This window comes from Candidatus Magnetominusculus xianensis (assembly GCA_001541255.1).
In the GTDB taxonomy this organism is placed as follows: Bacteria; Nitrospirota; Thermodesulfovibrionia; order Thermodesulfovibrionales; family Magnetobacteriaceae; genus Magnetominusculus; species Magnetominusculus xianensis.
On the sequence record LNQR01000035.1, the window covers coordinates 33,059 to 51,095 of the forward strand.

At 47.0% G+C, this 18,037-nt stretch carries 16 protein-coding genes; 10 read left to right on the forward strand and 6 right to left on the reverse strand.

The features are described 5' to 3' along the window. The first annotated feature begins 4 nt into the window (after positions 1-4). From murJ to ASN18_RS05575, 3 genes are all read left to right on the forward strand, one after another. On the forward strand, positions 5-1,579 hold the full coding sequence (gene murJ / locus ASN18_RS05565; protein WP_157072849.1) for a murein biosynthesis integral membrane protein MurJ: 1,575 nt from the start codon (positions 5-7) through the stop codon (positions 1,577-1,579). Next, a complete protein-coding gene (locus ASN18_RS05570; protein ID WP_236861540.1) occupies positions 1,576-2,730 on the forward strand; it encodes a M20 metallopeptidase family protein in 1,155 nt (384 codons plus the stop codon). The genes murJ and ASN18_RS05570 overlap by 4 nt, the downstream gene beginning before the upstream one ends. Positions 2,731-2,850: 120 nt before the next feature. Further along, positions 2,851-3,372, forward strand: coding sequence for a Uma2 family endonuclease (locus ASN18_RS05575; protein WP_085051758.1), 522 nt, complete (start codon positions 2,851-2,853; stop codon positions 3,370-3,372). Positions 3,373-3,512: 140 nt separating this feature from the next. Here ASN18_RS05575 and ASN18_RS05580 read toward each other — a convergent pair whose 3' ends face one another. The 6 genes from ASN18_RS05580 to ASN18_RS05605 all read right to left on the reverse strand — a co-directional run bounded on the left by ASN18_RS05580 (position 3,513) and on the right by ASN18_RS05605 (position 11,006). Then, the gene (locus ASN18_RS05580) at positions 3,513-3,776 is read right to left on the reverse strand and encodes a type II toxin-antitoxin system RelE family toxin (protein ID WP_085051759.1); all 264 of its coding nucleotides are present in this window, start codon (positions 3,774-3,776) and stop codon (positions 3,513-3,515) included. Beyond that, entirely contained in the window at positions 3,766-3,945 is a 180-nt protein-coding gene (locus tag ASN18_RS05585) for a hypothetical protein (RefSeq protein WP_085051760.1), read from the reverse strand. The genes ASN18_RS05580 and ASN18_RS05585 overlap by 11 nt, the downstream gene beginning before the upstream one ends. A 91-nt stretch (positions 3,946-4,036) precedes the next feature. Next, on the reverse strand, positions 4,037-6,064 hold the full coding sequence (locus ASN18_RS05590; protein WP_085051761.1) for a transglutaminase TgpA family protein: 2,028 nt from the start codon (positions 6,062-6,064) through the stop codon (positions 4,037-4,039). Positions 6,065-6,075: 11 nt separating this feature from the next. Continuing rightward, positions 6,076-8,352, reverse strand: a complete 2,277-nt coding sequence (locus ASN18_RS05595) for a bifunctional diguanylate cyclase/phosphodiesterase (protein ID WP_085051762.1) — start codon at positions 8,350-8,352, stop codon at positions 6,076-6,078. 2 nt (positions 8,353-8,354) lie between these two features. Beyond that, complete coding sequence (acs, locus tag ASN18_RS05600; protein WP_085051763.1) at positions 8,355-10,343, reverse strand: acetate--CoA ligase; 1,989 nt, start codon at positions 10,341-10,343, stop codon at positions 8,355-8,357. A gap of 153 nt (positions 10,344-10,496) precedes the next feature. Continuing rightward, positions 10,497-11,006, reverse strand: a complete 510-nt coding sequence (locus ASN18_RS05605) for a J domain-containing protein (protein WP_236861541.1) — start codon at positions 11,004-11,006, stop codon at positions 10,497-10,499. Between the two features lie 151 nt (positions 11,007-11,157). Here ASN18_RS05605 and ASN18_RS05610 point away from each other — a divergent pair, with 151 nt between their 5' ends. From ASN18_RS05610 to ASN18_RS05640, 7 genes are all read left to right on the forward strand, one after another. Then, a complete protein-coding gene (locus ASN18_RS05610; RefSeq protein WP_085051765.1) occupies positions 11,158-11,955 on the forward strand; it encodes a polysaccharide biosynthesis/export family protein in 798 nt (265 codons plus the stop codon). Continuing rightward, the gene (locus ASN18_RS05615; RefSeq protein ID WP_085051766.1) at positions 11,955-14,060 is read left to right on the forward strand and encodes a molybdopterin-containing oxidoreductase family protein; all 2,106 of its coding nucleotides are present in this window, start codon (positions 11,955-11,957) and stop codon (positions 14,058-14,060) included. Before ASN18_RS05610 ends, ASN18_RS05615 begins: the two co-directional genes overlap by 1 nt. A 220-nt stretch (positions 14,061-14,280) precedes the next feature. After that, positions 14,281-14,823: an EF-hand domain-containing protein gene (locus ASN18_RS05620; protein ID WP_085051767.1), complete on the forward strand. Its 543-nt coding sequence runs from the start codon at positions 14,281-14,283 to the stop codon at positions 14,821-14,823. Between the two features lie 164 nt (positions 14,824-14,987). Then, a complete protein-coding gene (locus ASN18_RS05625) occupies positions 14,988-15,506 on the forward strand; it encodes a Uma2 family endonuclease (RefSeq protein ID WP_085051768.1) in 519 nt (172 codons plus the stop codon). Between the two features lie 81 nt (positions 15,507-15,587). Continuing rightward, positions 15,588-15,869, forward strand: coding sequence for an acylphosphatase (locus ASN18_RS05630; RefSeq protein WP_085051769.1), 282 nt, complete (start codon positions 15,588-15,590; stop codon positions 15,867-15,869). A 27-nt stretch (positions 15,870-15,896) separates the two neighbouring features. Further along, entirely contained in the window at positions 15,897-16,886 is a 990-nt protein-coding gene (locus ASN18_RS05635; protein ID WP_236861543.1) for a class I SAM-dependent methyltransferase, read from the forward strand. Beyond that, positions 16,873-17,640: a glycosyltransferase family 2 protein gene (locus tag ASN18_RS05640; RefSeq protein WP_085051771.1), complete on the forward strand. Its 768-nt coding sequence runs from the start codon at positions 16,873-16,875 to the stop codon at positions 17,638-17,640. Before ASN18_RS05635 ends, ASN18_RS05640 begins: the two co-directional genes overlap by 14 nt. Positions 17,641-18,037 lie beyond the last annotated feature (397 nt).

Sequence of the window (18,037 nt, forward strand, 5' to 3'; positions counted from 1 at the left end):
CAGTGTGACTGAAAAGAGCGCTATAGCAAGGTCAGCGTTTTCCATGACCGCTGCCACATCAATCAGCCGTATACTGGGCTTTGCCAGAGATATGCTTGTAGCCCGTTTTTTGGGCGCAGGGGGGTTGTCTGATTCCTTTTTTGTAGCATTCAGGGTGCCGAATCTCCTTAGGGAACTGTTTGCTGAAGGCTCAATGTCATCGGGTGTAATCCCCGTTCTCTCACAATATAATGCCACTAAAGGACAATCTGCTGCTGCCATGTTAGTCAGGTCTGCCTTCACGTTTATCGCTGTCTTGTCAGGGTTGGTCTGTTTAGTGGGGATTTTCTTTGCCCCTCAAATAGTGAATATAATTGCACCCGGGTTTTCTGCAAACCCTGCGAAGTTCACCCAAACAGTCCTTCTTACACGCATAATGGTTCCTTTTTTATTTTTTGTAAGCATTTCAGCCATTGTTATGGGCGCATTGAACTCGCGGAAGATCTTTTTTGTGCCCGCTATGGCCTCTACATGGTTTAATATTGGAATAATTTCAACGATAGCCGCACTTTATTTCGTATTAGCAGACCACTCGATGGTTGTTGCCATAGGGGTTACGGTTGGCGGATTCTTTCAATTTGCCTCACAAGTGCCGACGTTTTATAAAAATGAATTTTCATTAAGGCCAAGTTTTAACTTCAGCCACCCCGGGCTGAAACAAATCGGACTGCTCGTCCTGCCTGCTGCCATTGGTACGTCGGTGTCGCAGTTGAATATATTTATCAGCACTATTTTGGCATCATATCTGCCCACAGGCAGCATAACATACCTATACTATGCCATGCGCCTGATTCAATTCCCCGTTGGAGTCTTTGGCGTTGCCATGGGGATGGCCGTACTGCCGTCGCTGTCTGAACACGCGGCAAGAGGGGATTTCGACAGCCTTACGAAGGATTTTACATTCTCTCTAAAACTCCTCTTTTCGATTACTATTCCCTCGATGATAGGGCTGATTTCGTTAAGTCAACCCATTGTAAATGTACTGTTTCAGCACGGTCACTTTGATTATCAGGCCATGCGAGGCACTACTACAGCACTGCTCTATTATTGCACAGGGATTTGGGCTATGGTTGGGGTGCGTGTTGTGGCATCGACATTTTATTCGATGCAGGATACAAAGACACCTGTCAGGGCTGCCGTGTTCACACTTATCATAAATATCTCGATGAGTGTCATTCTGATGGAACACCTGTCATTTGCAGGTCTGGCGCTGGCAAATGCACTGTCGGCCTCGGCAAACTTTCTTGCCTTGTTTTATTTCCTAAACAAGAAACTCAAACACATCGCCATCAGAGGGATTGTGTGGTCTTTTATGAAGACGCTTCTGTCTTCGGTATTGATGGGTGTTGCCGGATGGTATCTGGTGAATCTCAGGCAGTGGGACAGCTCAGGGCATTTTCTCGTAAAATCCCTGTATCTTACCCTTATAATCACAGTGTGTACGGTGGTTTACTTTGCTGCGGCATATGTGCTAAAAAGTGAAGAGGTTAATTATATAGTAAAGACGTTTAAAAGAAAAATCATCAGGAGGACACAGTGAACGATCTTATAGGTTGGATGAGGGCAATACGGCGGGAAATCCACCGGCACCCGGAGCTTGGGTTTAATGAGCACAAGACCGCAGCCCTGATTACAGCTAAACTAGTTGAGCTTGGCATTGAGTTTAAGACAGCTATTGCCCAAACAGGCGTTGCCGGATTTCTTGGGACACATGGCCCTGTAGTTGCCCTGCGTGCTGACATGGACGCGCTGCCAGTTACTGAGTGTACGGGGCTTCCCTTTGCATCTGAGACGCCGGGGGTTATGCACGCCTGTGGGCATGACGGGCATGTGGCGATTGTGCTTGGTGCGGCATATCTGCTTAAAGAAGATCCGCCCGATGGCCGCGTAGTCTTCATCTTTCAACCCAATGAAGAGGGCTCAGGCGGGGCAAAACCTATGATAGCAGAAGGCATTCTCGATGGCGTAGATGCCATATTTGCAGGCCACATAGACCCGCGCTTTGAGCCTGGGAAGATAATACTGACACCCGGCGTCAACACCGCCTACACCGACGGCTTTGATGTGGAAATAACAGGCAGGGCCGGTCACGCGGCACGCCCGCACGAGGCTGTTGATGCAGTTATGATTGCGTGTTCAATGGTAATGCAGATTCAGACTATTATCTCACGCAGCGTTGATCCTCTGAAACCCGCCGTTATCACAATAGGAGAGATTAAAGGCGGCACAGTAAACAACGTTATAGCCGAACATTGCCTGTTAAAAGGAACAATAAGGACGCTTGACGACGGGACAAGGCAGATGATATTTGAGAAATTGAAGCTGCTGGCGTCGTCATTGGAAGCCCTGCATGGGGCAAAAATCGGAGTAAAGTTTCACGACGGCTATCCACCGTTGATAAATCACCCGGGACAGTTTGAGTCGGCACGGGAGGCTGCCGCTCTGGTATCAGGCAGTGATAACGTGGTTATCTATCCAACGCCAAGCATGGGGGGAGAGGACTTTGCCTTTTTCCTTGAGAAAGTGCCAGGATGTTTTGTGCGCTTCGGGGCGCGCAAAAAAGGGCACGAAGGCTTCCCGCTTCACAACCCGAATTTTGACTTTGACGAAGAGGCACTTAAAACCGCCGCTGAGTTTATGGCAAGCGCTGTACGCATTGAGATTAATAAATTAGCGGCCAAAACGGGCTGATTTCCACTCATTGTTCGCACCTGATGATATAGGGCCTTGAGGTCAACAAGTGAGGCGTTAGGCGATGTTTGCCAGTAAATGAGATGGACAAACCCGTCAGATTGAAGGTAGAATATCAACATGCAAATACTTACGATCGAGAGAGATTTAGACTTAACGGAGACTATCAACGGGGAGGAAGTTGTGTCACCAAGTCCACTTAGGAAACACCAAAAAATAACGAGGAAGCTCACCATGATAATAAACCGTCATGTTGAAGCCAAAGGGTTAGGCGAATTGTACTTCTCTCCTCTTGACGTGATCTTAGAAGAAGGGATAAACCGCCTTCAACCCGATATCCTGTTTATTCGAAAAGAGAATGTGGCAATAGAGCAGGACTGGATTCGTGGTGTCCCAGATATGGTCTGTGAGATTGTATCTCATGGGACTTACAAAATGGATATGGTAGTCAAAAGGGTTCTCTATGAAAAATATAAAGTGCCGGAGTATTGGATAGTCGTACCGGAGCTTAATGCCATTGAGATTTTAGCTCTTGACAATGATAAATATAAAACACACTCCATCGCAGAGATTGAAGGCGTGGTTACGTCTAAGGTCATCGAGGGGCTTCAAGTCAATATCAAAGACATTTTCGAGGGCTGAAAAATGAAATACGCAGAAGTTATTCAATTATCTCCTATTGAACAAATTCCTAAAGCCTTTTCGGTAATCCTTGACAAAGAGAATAAAAATGTATAGATATGATGTGTCACGAGTTTGCCCCTGAATTTGTTAAGTACACATTACCCATTATAAATATCCTTCCTGAATCCAACCCTTAAAACCGTAATTTTGCAGGCTTTGGTATCAAGCTCATATATGACCCTGCACTTACCAATGCGATATCTGAATAAACCTTCAAACGCCCCTCTCAGTGGAACACCAAATTTTATAGGATTTTGAGAGAGGTAGTTTTCTACCTTGCTGATAACTGCTTCCGCATTCACCCTGCCTATTGCCTCAAGTTCTTCAGCCGTCCCTTCATCCCACAATACGTTAAAAACCAAGCTGTTCTCTTATTTCCTGTGACGTAAGACTTTTTCGTCCCACAGCCTTTGACCTTTCAAGGGCAACTGCATAATCCTCAGCGTCAAAGAAAAAATCATTAAGCCTTTCATCGAACTTTCTCTCAATAAGGTCTTCCAGTTGTTCGACTGTCATGTCTTTAAGCAGCATACTCACCTCCACCACGTCACTTGTACCCATGCTGTGATTTTAATGTAGCAAATAGCGGGATATGGTGTCAAACTGGAAAAGCCTGCCCACCTTATTTCTTAAACGGTCGTATTTCTCTGAGCATCACGCTGAGGCGGTGTGCATGTTCTTTTGTGAATCTCTCATCTTTGTAGTATATCTTCTCGAACTCTGCTATAAAAATACCAGACTGCCGCCGCAGCCCCTCATCTGTTATGGTCAATACAAATTCCTCAAGGCCATCGGACGGTTTTTTCACGAATCCTAACTTGCTGAGTTTCCTGAGAAAGCTGCCAAGCAGTCTTTTTTCTTCCGGGGTTTTATTAAAAAAGACGTGCCTGAGCGCGACGATTAATAATATTACTGCCATGACTGCCGCGGCAGCCGATGCCCCCTGTTTTAAACGGGCCTGGATTTGTGCCAGAGACGCTCTCAAGACAGGTATCCTGGTATTAGTCCTGAGTTTCTTCAGCATCGACAACTGTCTGTCAAAGTTGTAGTTTATCACAAATACGCTCCAATAATAGTCAAGTGCATCAAAAGAGGTCTTAAATGCCCTGAGAAAAGAGTCCTTTGATTCCATATCGAAAGAGAAGGCGGCGGCTGGGGTGGGGTCATAACGTGTCCATTTTCCTCCGTCCTGGCCCTCGCTGCCAACATATGCCTCTACCCAGACGTGGGCATTTTTTTGCATGACCAGATAGTAGCCCCCGATGGTGTTATACTGCCCGCCCTTGTAGCCTCCGGCTACGTTTGCAGCAATGCCTACAGAGCGAAGCATTACGGCCATTGCCGAGGCAAAGTACTCGCAGTTGCCTGACTTTGTCTTAAACAGGAATTCACTCAGCGGCGACTGGGTCACGGGCAGGTTGTCAAGCGTATAGGAGTAGCTGCCGTCTCTGAGATATGTCAATATTGCATCAACCGTGGCGCCCTGCCGGTCTTTGGTAAGCGACCGGGCAAGCCTTATAATCTCAGACGGGATGTTCTTAGGCAGTTTCAGGTATTTTTCTATATCGGGCAGCGGCTCAACCGGGCCGGACTGCCCTTCTTCTATCACTGAGACGGCATCATAGCGCAGTTTGCTTTTTATTGGTTCTTTTGTAAGATAAATGAAGCCGCCTGGGGAGTGGAGGTTTTTTAGAAATATATGTGTGGGCTTGTCAAGGGCAAAGATGTATTTATTTCCGTATGGCTCGAGATATATAGTCTGTGCGATTTGCCTGCCTTTGAGTATCGGTCTGCCTGGTTTGTTCTGTGGGGCAGCAGGGTCTTCCGTAAGTGATGACTTCCATGATTCACCGTCAAAGACATCAAGCAGCACACCGCGCCAGTAGAGCTGGTCGTCATCCAGTTTTTCCATAGTTGCCCTGAATACCACGCTTGAGTCCTGTTGAATTGAGGAGACACCGCCAAGCGTAACGCTGTCAGTAAAGCCCGATCTGCCCTTGCCTGAGCGGTTTAAAAAATTGAAAAACGGGTAATCCGTTCGCGGCAGGACTAAGAAAATAATCGCGGCCATGGGGATAGCAAAAAGCGGAATCACCATCGTCTTTAAGACAATTTTTATAAACACATCCTTTTGAATAATGAGTTCAGGGGACTGTGAATAATATGTGAGCAGCACTATGGCCGATGAGATAAGAAAGAAAAATATTATAAAATACAGGAAAAATGACAGGTCTATCGACAACAAGGCAGCCCCGGCAAGCAAAAACAGTGAGATAAGAAAAATCTGCATGTAATCCCTGAATCTCCTCTTCTCAAGAAATTTTATCGACAGCAGGATTAACAATGCCTCAACTGCCGGTTCCACAAGGTCATCGCCATACATCCGGAACACTGATAAGATTATCACAACAACAGACAACCCATTGATAACCCAACGCGGCACATAGCCTTCAAATTGAGCGTCAGCGCTTCTCCTATAATCAAGGTACATGGCAATGACAACCACAAGGAGGAAGAGCGCGCTGTAGACATATTCCACATCTGCAGCTACGCTTATAAAACCTGTGAGGGCAATTGCGTAAGCAATTAACTTAACGGCAGTTTCAATTTCTATCGAATGAATTGTTTTAATAAAATTTGGCAGGTACACTGGTGTGCGTGTTATCCAGAGTGAGGGGCGGTGCCGCCTGTCTCTCTTTTGAATATGATGAAATATTGCTCCTCTATCAACTGTTGAGATATGTCTTCGGCAGAAAGGGGAGAGCTAAACAGGTTTCCTTGTGCCTCATCGCACTTCAGCGAACGGAGGAACTCAAGCTGTTCGACGGTCTCTACACCTTCGGCAGTAACCGTCATGTTCAGCGTATGTGCCAGCGCAATAATTGCCTTTGCTATGGCTGCATAGTCCATGTCTGTTGTAACATTTTTTATGAACTGCCTGTCGATTTTCAACGAATCTATAGGGAATCGCTTTAGGTGGCTCAGAGAGGAGTAGCCGGTTCCAAAGTCATCGATAGTGATATAGAGACCGATTGCCTTTAAGTCTTTGATAATACCGATAGACTGCTCCACGTCCTGCATTATTGTGCCTTCTGTCAGCTCAAGCTCAAGGCTGTTGGGGACTAGGTCGGTCTCATCGAGGGTTTGCTTAATAATGCCGGTCAGATTTTCCTGTTTAAACTGACGGGTGTGGATTTTTACGGCGATATGCACATGCTGAAATCCCTGTGCTTGCCACTGGCTGCCTTGTGCGCAAACACAGCGTAAAAACCACTGGCCTATTGGTATGATAAGGCCGCTTTCTTCGGCGACAGAGACGATTTCCCTTTGGCTGACATCCTCCACTGCGGTGATTTCCCAGTGCAGCAGTGCCTCAAGTCCAATAATCATACCTGTGTTTATATCGAGCTGCGGCTGGTATGTAATCTTAAAAAGCTGTTTTTCAAGATTCTTACGAAGGTTGTTCTCAATCTTAAGACGCTTGACCGCCCGCGTATTCATGCCCGCAGAGTAAAACTGGAAACCATTTCTTCCCCGTTCTTTTACCTGATACATGGCTATGTCGGCATTTTTCAGCAGAACGTCGGCATCAGCGGCATCATTGGGAAAGATACTGACTCCGATACTCACGCCAACTGAACACTCATGACCGTTGAGGTGAAACGGCTTCGATATGGCGTCGATTATTTTATTCGCCACGCTGACCGCATACTTATCCCTCGCTATGTTGCTTAGGATAATGGTGAACTCATCGCCGCCCATGCGGGCTACCGTGTCAGACTTGCGTACATTGCTGAGAAGTCGCTGCGAGGCCTCTACTAGCAGCAAATCCCCTATATTATGTCCTAGTGTGTCATTTATCAGCTTAAAATTATCGAGGTCAAGAAATAGCACCGCCATCAGGCGTGAATTTCTCATTGCCTGCTCTATGGCCTGGTTCAGGCGGTCGTTAAACAGTATCCTGTTTGGCAGGCCGGTCAACGCATCATAGTGTGCTAGGGTCTTAAGCATCTGCTCGTTTTTACCTCTTGTAATGGCGTTGGCAAATATCTCACTTATCATTTTTACTAACAGGATATCCTCAGCGCTCCAGTGCCTTTCGGACATGATAGTAGAAAAGGCAAGAAATCCTCCAGCTAAGGACATGGGGGCAACTATCATCGACTTCAGGCCTTCGCTCGACAAAATTGACCGCTCAGGCTCAGGTACAGTGTCCAGCGTGTTTATGCAGAGAACCTCTCCCTTGCCAATCATTTCCCTAAACCATGACATTGAGTTGGATGTGAATAATTGTAGTTTGTTGTCCTCTCTGAGTTCAAGCAACTGTGTGTTGCATTTCCCCGAAGTGTTCGGAAGCTGGTGTGGGCTCCACAGGAACAGCTCATCTGGAACACCTTCGTCTGAGTTAAGCACTGCGCAGCTGTTGTCAACCCCCAGGACGATTCCAACACGCTCAAGGGCATTTCTGATCTCTGACTTTACTTCGCTTGCTGCTATGTTTATAAAACTCGTCGATATAGATGCGATAAGTTTATCTATCTGGACGCGGTACTGAAGGGATTCCGCCGAGAGCCTGCGTTGGGTTACATCGCGGGCTGCCATTGCATAGCCTATCAGGGTGTGTTCTATACTCCATATGGCTGATACCCTGGCTTCTATATACTGCTGTTCGCCTCCTGAGTTGCTGTTCATAAAAGTGAAGACATGTTCGCCGTCTCTTCTGAGTATTTCCATTGCTGCGTCAAAGCGCTCCGCAGCGACATTCCCTATCATATGAACTAATGCCACAGACTTGCCTATGACATCTGCGGCATTGCAGCCTAGCATCTTCTCTGCCGCTGGATTGACGTATCTGACAATTAAATCCAGATCGGCTGCCGCTATGGCCATGTCCATAGAGGAACGAAGTATGCCGTCAAGCAGGAGCGCTGTGTCCACTGCTACTGTCTTCCATTGACGAGGTCTGTCACAACCAGCGGGTCTGCCAGTGTGCTTGTGTCACCGAGGTTGTCAACATCTCCTTTGGCGATATTTCTAAGTATCCGGCGCATAATTTTACCGCTTCTGGTCTTTGGCAGCGCCGGGGAGAACTGTAATTTATCAGGCGTTGCAATTGCCCCGATTACTGCCCTTACGTGGTCGATGAGTTTTTTCTTTAACTCACCCGAGTGCGTATAGCCCTCTTTTAATGTAACATACACATACAGCCCCTCACCCTTAATATCGTGAGGAAACCCTACTACAGCCGCCTCGGCAACTGATTCATGGCTTACAAGGGCGGATTCCACCTCGGCAGTGCCAAGCCTGTGACCGGAGATATTTATTACGTCATCTATTCTGCCCATCAGCCAGTAGTCGCCGCCTTCGTCAACTCTGGCGCCGTCTCCGCTGAAATATACACCGGGGAAGCGGGAGAAATAGACCTCCTTGATTCGCTTGTTCTCAGGGTCGCCGTATGTCCCCCTGAGCATTCCTGGCCACGGTTTTGTTATAGTGAGATAACCGCCTTCGTTTGCTTTTGCAGGTGTGCCGTCTTCTTTTAATACAGCGGGGACTATGCCGGGAAACGGCCTGCACGCCGAGCCGGGTTTTAGGGTCATAGCGCCTGGAAGCGGGGTTATCAGGATGCCTCCTGTCTCAGTCTGCCACCATGTATCAGCTATCGGCAGCCTCCCCCCTCCAACCGTGTTGTAGTACCACATCCATGCCTCCGGATTTATTGGCTCACCAACTGAGGCGATGAGCCTCAGAGACGACAAATCATGCCGCTTAACCCAGTGGTCTCCCTCTTTCATAAGCGCCCTGATGGCCGTAGGGGCGGTGTAAAATATATTCACGCCGTGCTTTTCTACAATACTCCACAGCCGTCCGGGGTCAGGGTACGTGGGGATTCCCTCAAAGACAATCGCCGTAGCGCCGTTACTCAGCGGGCCATATACGATGTAACTATGTCCGGTTATCCAGCCTATGTCTGCCGTACAAAAGTACACGTCCTCGTCTCTGTAGTCAAATATCCATTTAAACGTAGCGTTTGTATAAAGCATATAGCCGCCTGTTGTATGCAGCACCCCTTTAGGCTTTCCAGTTGAGCCGGAGGTGTAGAGTATAAACAGCGGGTCTTCGGCGTCCATCCACTCCGGCTCGCAGTAGGACTTAATGTCCGAGGCGTTTATCTCGTCATGCCACCAAAAATCCCGTCCGGCTGTGGCTGCTACTGCCTCAAGGGAGGCGGTTTGGTCTTTGACAACTATCATTTTTTCAACAGAGGGACAGTGAACAACGGCCTCGTCCGCACTTGCTTTAAGAGGAATAAACTTGCTGCCTCTGGCGCCGTAGTCTGCCGTTATCACCAATTTGGACTGGCAGTCCTGTATCCTGTCTTTTAAGGCCTGGGCGCTGAAACCACCAAACACGACGCTGTGAATTGCCCCAACCCTTGCACATGCCAAGAGCGATATAACCGTCTCAGGGAGCATTGGCAGGTATATTGTCACCCGGTCGCCCTTTTTAATTCCATGCTTTTTCAGTACATTGGCAAATCTGTTGACCTCATAGTAGAGCTGCTGATATGTGTATGTCTTGTGGGTAAGTCCATTGTTGGACTCCCAGATAATCGCGGCCTTGTTCCTTGCCGGGGTCTTTATGAACCTGTCAAGGCAGTTGTATGAGGCGTTTAGCTTGCCTCCTTCAAACCATTTGACATATGGCTTGTTGAAATCATAATCAAGTATTTTATCCCATTTTTTATACCAGTGAAGATTTTTATCGGCCATGCCGGACCAGAACCCCTCAGGGTCTTTTATAGACTGCTCATATATCTTCATGTACTCAGCCATGCTTTTGATATGGGCCTTTTCGGAAAACTCCTTCGATGGTGGAAATAATCTATTCTCGTCCATTAGTACATCAATATTTCCAGCTCCCGACATTTAATGCCTCCTCTTAGATTATAATCTGTATAGCAACAAATACGGTTATCTCTGCTTACCATATCATAAAATTAAGTTTGCATATTTTTCAATATACCATATCAGGATACCATAAGGCCGTGCGGCGGACTTCAGAGGATTGTGTGAATAAAGTCACGTAGCGTGGTTTTTTAAAATCCACTCGTAAGCCGCGTTGATTTGTTTTATTTTTTTATTTTTTTGCTCCATCGATGCCTCGGTCGAGTCAGCAGCGTGTTTATCGGGGTGGTATGCCTCCTGAAGTTTTAGATATACCCGTTTAATCTTATCTATTGAGTCATTTTTGTGTACGCCAAGTATCGTATATGGGTCGTCTGCCTCAGCAGAAGGCTGATTACAGCCGCTGTCCTGGTGCTCGAAGCTGCGGGGGTTCAGGGCAGACAGTTTAAGTCTTGCGATGTCGTAAAGAATCATTACAGCAATGCCCGGAATAAACAGCCTTGCCTGCCATCTGGTTATTAACAAGATTACGCCAAAGGTGATTAAATAGGTTAATACAATGTCGTTGATTGCATTGGTGATTGTGCGGGCGCCGCCCTTTATTATATTTAGCCTGACCAGGACTAGCCTGACAAGCCTGCCGATTAATAAGGCAGCTAATAAACCGCTGACAATTAATGCCATTTTACCTCCTGCCCCCCTTGCCATCTCTGATAGCTCTAAGAACAGCGTATATTTTACATCATCATCTGGCAGGAATGTAAGATAGCAGCGCTATATATTTTTTTTCATCAGGAATAACTGTTAAACTTGAAACATATCGGCGCACTATGTTATGTTTACTACTGCGATGTTTAATCAGCGATGTAAATCTGGCACGGCGGGGACGCTGCTTTTAAGGCTTGTTGCCGTTATGGTGTTGTTTTCCTTCGGATGTGCCACTGCCGGTGTAAACAATCCAATACCAGTAACTCAGGAAAAACCCCTGCCCTCCGGCGACCCAAGTTTTGCCCTTGGCTCAGGTGATGTTATTACGGTAAAGGTATTCAGGCACGACGACCTTACGTTGACCAGTATGAAGGTCAGAATGGACGGCACAATATCTGTCCCCCTGATAGGTGAGTTTAAGGTAACTGATATGCCGGTTAAGGATGCCGAGAAAAAACTTGAGGAGAAGTTGGCATATTATATAGTCAATCCAAAGGTCAGCATAAACGCCGTTACGATATCGAGCAAGAAGATATTTGTCCTCGGTGAGGTTACAAATCAAACCGTCATCACTATGGAAGAGCCTATGACCTTGCTTCAGGCAATCGCAAAAGCGGGCGGTGTTACGGGAAGCGCCAAGACATCTGAGGTATCGCTTATACGAGGCGCTCAGGTCTATACCGTTGACTTAAACAGGGCGCTTAAGGGCGACCAGTCCCAAAATATTAATTTAATGGCTGGAGACGCGGTGTATGTCCGCCCCACTGTGATTGCCACGCTTGGCAGTTACTTCTCCGCAATTGGTACTATAATGGGATTTCTAATCTCTATCGAAAGCGGCATAATACTGACTCAACAGGTCTCTGATATATTCAAAAACAAGACTACAACCAATACTCCATCTCTGTCAATTCCGACCAAGTAATGCCAGTAGTTAAGAGTATCTGCAGGGTATGTCATGGCGGCTGCGGCGCGCTTGTAAGCGTTGAGGACGGCAGGGTAGTAAAGATAAAAGGCGACCCACAAAGCCCTGTCAGCAGAGGATGGATGTGCGTAAAAGGTCTCAAATCGCCGGACATCGCAAACCACCCCGACAGATTAAAGCACCCTTTAAAAAGGGCAGGCCGCAGGGGTGAAAACCGCTGGAGTGAGATCGGCTGGACAGAGGCCCTTGATGAAATTTCAAATAGAATCGATGATTTACGAAAGACACATGGCCCGGAGTCCATAGCCATAGGACAAGGCACCGGCAGGCACCACTACATGCATGTTGTGAGGTTTGCAAATGCCCTCGGCACACCAAATTGGTACGAACCCGGCCTCGCTCAGTGCTTCATTCCAAGAATCACCGTAAGCCATTTAACCTACGGCGGGTTTGTCGTTGGGGACTACTATGGAGAGGTTAAGCCTAAGTGTATTATATTCTGGGGGCATAATCCCCTTGTCTCCAGTGCCGACGGTGAGCTTGCCCCCGCAGTAAAAAGGGCAATGACTGAGGGCTGTGCTACAATTGCAATTGACCCAAGGAGGTCAGAGACCGCTAAAAGGTGTAAGACCTGGCTTGCGATAAGGCCAGCAACCGACGCCGCACTTGCCCTTGCTATGATAAACGTAATAATTACCGAGGGCCTGTATGACAAAGAATTCGTGGCTACTCATACGACAGGTTTTGACCTGCTGCAAGCACACACTGCAAGGTACACACCAGAGTGGGCAGAGGGTGTCACATGGATAAAGGCTGAGGCAATAGTAAACACGGCAAGGCAATACGCCACGTCTAAACCAGCAGTCCTGGACTGGGGGCTGGGGCTTGAGCAAAATGCAAACTCCCTGCAAACCGTCCGGGCAGTTGCCATTTTAAGGGCAATCACGGGCAACTTAGACGTACCAGGCGGCGATATTCTGGGGATGAATATACTGAAAGGATACCCGATTTTAAAGGATAAGCTGCCGCCAGACTCATCAAAAAAACGGCTTGGCGGCGAGGAGTTTAAACTTTTGAGCAGTTGGCGCGCCTACATGCCATCGGCCCATATACCCGCCCTGTTTAGCGCAATGACAGACGGCGTGCCTTATAAAATAAGGGGTCTGCTGGTGTTTGGCGGTAATCCGCTGCTTACTGTGTCAAATTCCAGGAAGGTCTATGAGGCGCTTAATGCCCTTGAGCTGTTGTGTGTTACTGATTTATTTATGACCCCTACGGCGCGGCTGGCTGATTATGTCCTGCCCGCAGCCTTTTGGACGGAAATAGACCATGTGCAGGGGTTTCCCCTCGTTGTTGAAAACTATGCCTATGCCCAGACTGCCGTTACACAGACGGCGGAATGCCGACAGGACGAATGGATTATTGACGAACTGTCAAAGAGGCTCTCACTACACGGCTCAGATATGTCATACAAGGACATCTATGCCCACCAGCTCTCATCAACCGGCCTGACACACGCAGCACTTGCCCAAAAGGGCTATCATATGCCGCCCCATAAGTACAGGAAATATGAGGAACACGGGTTTCGTACCCCGTCAAAAAAGGTGGAACTCTTCAGCTCTGTGCTAAAACGCATGGGCTACCCGCCGCTGCCGGAGTATGCAGAACCCCCTGAAAGCCCGGTAAGTTCGCCGGAGCTGTCAGCCGAATATCCCTATGTGCTTATCACGGGGGCAAGAAACAAGGAGTTTTTCCACAGCGAACAGCGGCAAGTGGCCTCATTACGCAGGCTGCACCCAGAGCCGTCCTGCGAACTCCACCCAAAGGCGGCAGCAGCCACCGGCATTTCTGAAGGTGACTGGGCGGTTGTGTCAACCATTCGCGGTGAGGCAAAATTTAAAGTACATGTAACAGAGGACATCCACCCGCAGGTTATAAGCGTTGAACATGGCTGGTGGTTTCCAGAGAGAGACAATGAGCTTGAGAGCCTGTGGGAGTCCAATGCCAATTGTCTGACGGCAGATACACCGCCCTACGACCCGGCCTTTGGCTCTTACCGCCTTAGAGGGCTGCTTTGTAATATCAGAAGACTCAACCACGGGTAGTATTTTCTTGCCGCCAAAGCTAACAGGGAAAAAAATACCTGCCCATGTCCAAAACCATTTATATATGACACTATCAGCGGTTGTTTAGTGCTGCACAATCACTGGTATGTTATTTGCTACGTATTTTAAGAAGATAGGATTAATCGCCCGGTTACTAAGGCTTTAATTATTAAAGTATTATTAACTAAGTGACGATAAATAATTGAGTAAGGAGGTTAACATGATTGGATTTGGGGCAGTTACAGGGCTGGTTTCATCGGCATTGTCTTCGATGTTTGCGGCAAAGGAAGGGAAAAGCGATGTCGCATCGAACAATAGCGATTTTTTAAAGACATTTGAGCAACAGACACAGCAAAAAACGTCAGACTTGATCAAGACCCTGGATAAAAACGGGGACAGCGTATTGAGCGCCGATGAGATTGGGCTTTCCCAGAAGGAGTTTGCCTCGATAGACACGAATGCAGACAGCAAGCTCGATGCAAATGAGTTAAACGCGGCGTACATAAAAAAAGAGATAACCACTGCAACTCAGGATTTAATCAAGACCTATGACATAAACGGTGACGGGAAATTAACCGAGACTGAGATGAATATCTCACCAGAGGCATTCTCTGCGATCGACACTGCCGCTAAAGGGGCTGTTGGAATACAGGAACTTATGGCTGCACATCCAATGAACTCACTTATGGCGAAGTTCTCCAGCACGGCGAACTCGCTCACAAGCGCAGCAAATAACGTGCAAAGCCTTGACCTGACGGCATAGAACAACCCATAGGGGACATTCGGGTTGGGAGAAAGGGGAAGCGGCAACGTTTCCCCTGTATTTTTTTGTGGTAGTGCAGCGCTGCCGGGGAAGTGCAAAACGGGGAGAGAAAATGAGTTTCATCGTCATAGACAAACCATCGACCCAAATGATAAAATACTTATATGCAAACCATAGATTTAGATTTAACCGAAATTATTACCGAAACTATTAATGGAGAGGAAGTTATGGGTCCAAGCCCGTTTGGGAAACATCGGGATATTATTGGTAACCTAAATGAAATCATAAGACATCACATAAAAACAAATGGATTAGGGAAGGTTTATTTTTCTCCACTTGATGTAATCTTTGAGGAAGGGGTTAACCGCCTTCAACCAGATATATTGTTTATCAAGAAAGAAAACATGAGTATCTTTCAAGACTGGATAAGAGGCGTACCCGATATGGTTTGCGAGATAGTATCTCATGGTAGTTATGAAAAGGATATTGAAATAAAAAAGGCAATTTATGAGAAATACAGAGTACCTGAGTACTGGATCGTAATACCTGAACTGAAAACCGTCGAGATATTGACCATAGAGGATGAAAAGTATAAATTACATTCAATCGCTGCATTTGAAGGCATAGTTACATCCAAAGTCATCGAAGGACTTCAAGTCAATATCGAGGATATTTTTGAGTAGTCTTCATTGTCAACACTTTTCCCGACTATGCATTTCCCCCGGGCAGCGCTTGTGGTTGCACGGCACTTCATGATATACGCTATGGAAGGTAAAGTAAGGGCACATATAACGATAGAAGGACGCGTCCAGGGGGTTTGCTTCAGGGCGTTCACAAGGGATATAGCCCGCAGGTCTGATGTCAGAGGCTGGGTCAAAAACCTCCCCAACGGGGACGTCGAGGCAGTCCTCGAAGGCGCTAAAAAAGACGTGGGCGTTGTGATAGCCAACTGCTACAAGGGGCCGCCAGGCAGCCTTGTCACAAATATTTCAATTAAGTGGGAGAACTACACGGGTGAAGCCGAACCTTTTTCCATCACATATTAGCACATGGTCTGTGCCAGGGATTATTTAATGAAAAACAAAGCGCTTTGTAAGATATGCGGCAGCGAAACAGATGATTTGATAATCAGCTCAATAGCCGGTGAGTTTGACACATATGATGTGTTCTACTGCCGAGGCTGTGCCGTTGGCATAACCACACCTGTCCCCACGGCTGAAGAATTGAAAAAACTCTACACAGTCGGTAGTTACAGGGAAAAGACCGGTAAGCGCTTTATTCCATTTGTTGAAAACTTTATTTTATATTTCAGGCATAAGAGAAAGAACAGGATTAAAAAATACATTAAAACCGGTAGAATCCTGGATATAGGCTGCGGCAGAGGGCTTTTTCTCAACGTAATGAAAGAAGACGGCTGGGAAGTTGCAGGGGTTGAGTTTGACGAGGCTGCCGCCTCTAATGCCGCCTCTTACTATGGGATAGAGGTCATCTCCGGTGAGCCTCAGACATGGAGATTTGCACCGGCATCCTTTGATGTGATTACCTTAAATCATGTCCTTGAGCACATACCAAATCCAAAAGAACTGATTCAAGCCTGTCACAGACTTCTGAAAAGCAGCGGGCTGCTGATTATTGCCGTTCCCAATTTAGACGGTATTCAGTCCAAAGCCGGAAGAAAAAACTGGTTTCATCTCGATGTCCCCTATCATTTATATCATTTTTCTGACAAGGGGATATCCTCTTTATTGACAGCGGTCTCATTTAATATTGACAGAAAGAGACACTTTGACCTTGAGTATTCACCTTTCGGCTGGCTTCAGACGCTGCTGAATATTACCGGCGTGCAAAGGAACATGCTGTATGAGTTACTCAAAGCGCCCAGAAGGTGGAAAAGTGCCCTTATTGCTGCACGACTACAAGATATCATATTGACCGCACTTGTCGTGCCGTTGTATACTTCATTGTCTATGGTATTTTCACTGTTTGAGTCTTTCGTTGCCGGGCGTGGCGGCATAGTAGAGCTATATGCATTAAAGGCAGAGGGACAAGATGATACTAAATAAGAAGATCGCAGTTGTAATGCCTGCATATAATGCAGGGAAAACCCTTCAGATGACCTATGATGAGATGCCCCACGAATATGTTGACGAGGTTATCGTTGTCGATGATGCCTCGCGCGATGATACCCCTGCCGTTGCCAGAAGCCTTGGGCTGAAGACCATTGTCCATGAAAAAAACAAGGGTTATGGCGGGAATCAAAAGACCTGTTACAGGAGCGCCCTTGAAGGCGGCGCTGATATTATTGTAATGCTCCATCCTGATTACCAGTATTCGCCGCGCCTGGTTACTGCGCTGGCCTCTATGATAGTATCAGGACATTACGACTTTGTGCTAGGCTCAAGGATACTTGGCGGCACTGCTATTAAGGGCGGGATGCCGGTTTACAAGTATGTGTCCAACAGGTTTCTGACAATGTTCGAGAACTGGCTGCTTGGAATAAAGCTCTCAGAGTACCACACAGGCTTTCGTGCCTTTAGCCGACAACTGCTTGAGACGATTCCATTTGAGAAAAACTCCGATGACTTCATCTTTGACAATGAAATGATTGTCCAGGCGCTTCACTTCGGCTTTAAAATCGGCGAGATAAGCTGTCCAACTAAGTACTTCGACGAGGCGTCCTCTATTAATTTCTCACGCAGCGTTACATACGGGCTTGGCGTCGTTGCCGCATCGCTTAAATATATCTGCCAAAAACACGGGGTTGCAAGGTTTCCAATCTTCGACAACTCTGGCAAGGCTACAGGCAAGACTTATTGACCAGCTTGACTATATCTTCCCTGTGTTGACCGTTATGTCTACATTTTCCAAAATTAAATAGCAGCCCATGTTGTACTTTAAGTCGCAGTTTATCACGACTATATCGCTTGGAATGCACGGGGTGCGCGGCGAGGGTTGAAAACACTGGGGCGGGAGTGAATTCGCGGAATGTAGTGCCTCCACGTAAATAACACATGACTTTCTTGATTGCTTATGTTGCACTACCAACATGTTTATACGAACCAAGCTGAGAAAAAACGGCAAGACCGCTGTGCAGATTGAGGAGGCATTCCGAGTCCAGAAACATGACCTGAAATTTCGTCCTGTGTTTCACTGGACCCCAAGTCGTATACGTGCACACATAGCAATCTGCTACATGGCCTATGCAATTGCCAAA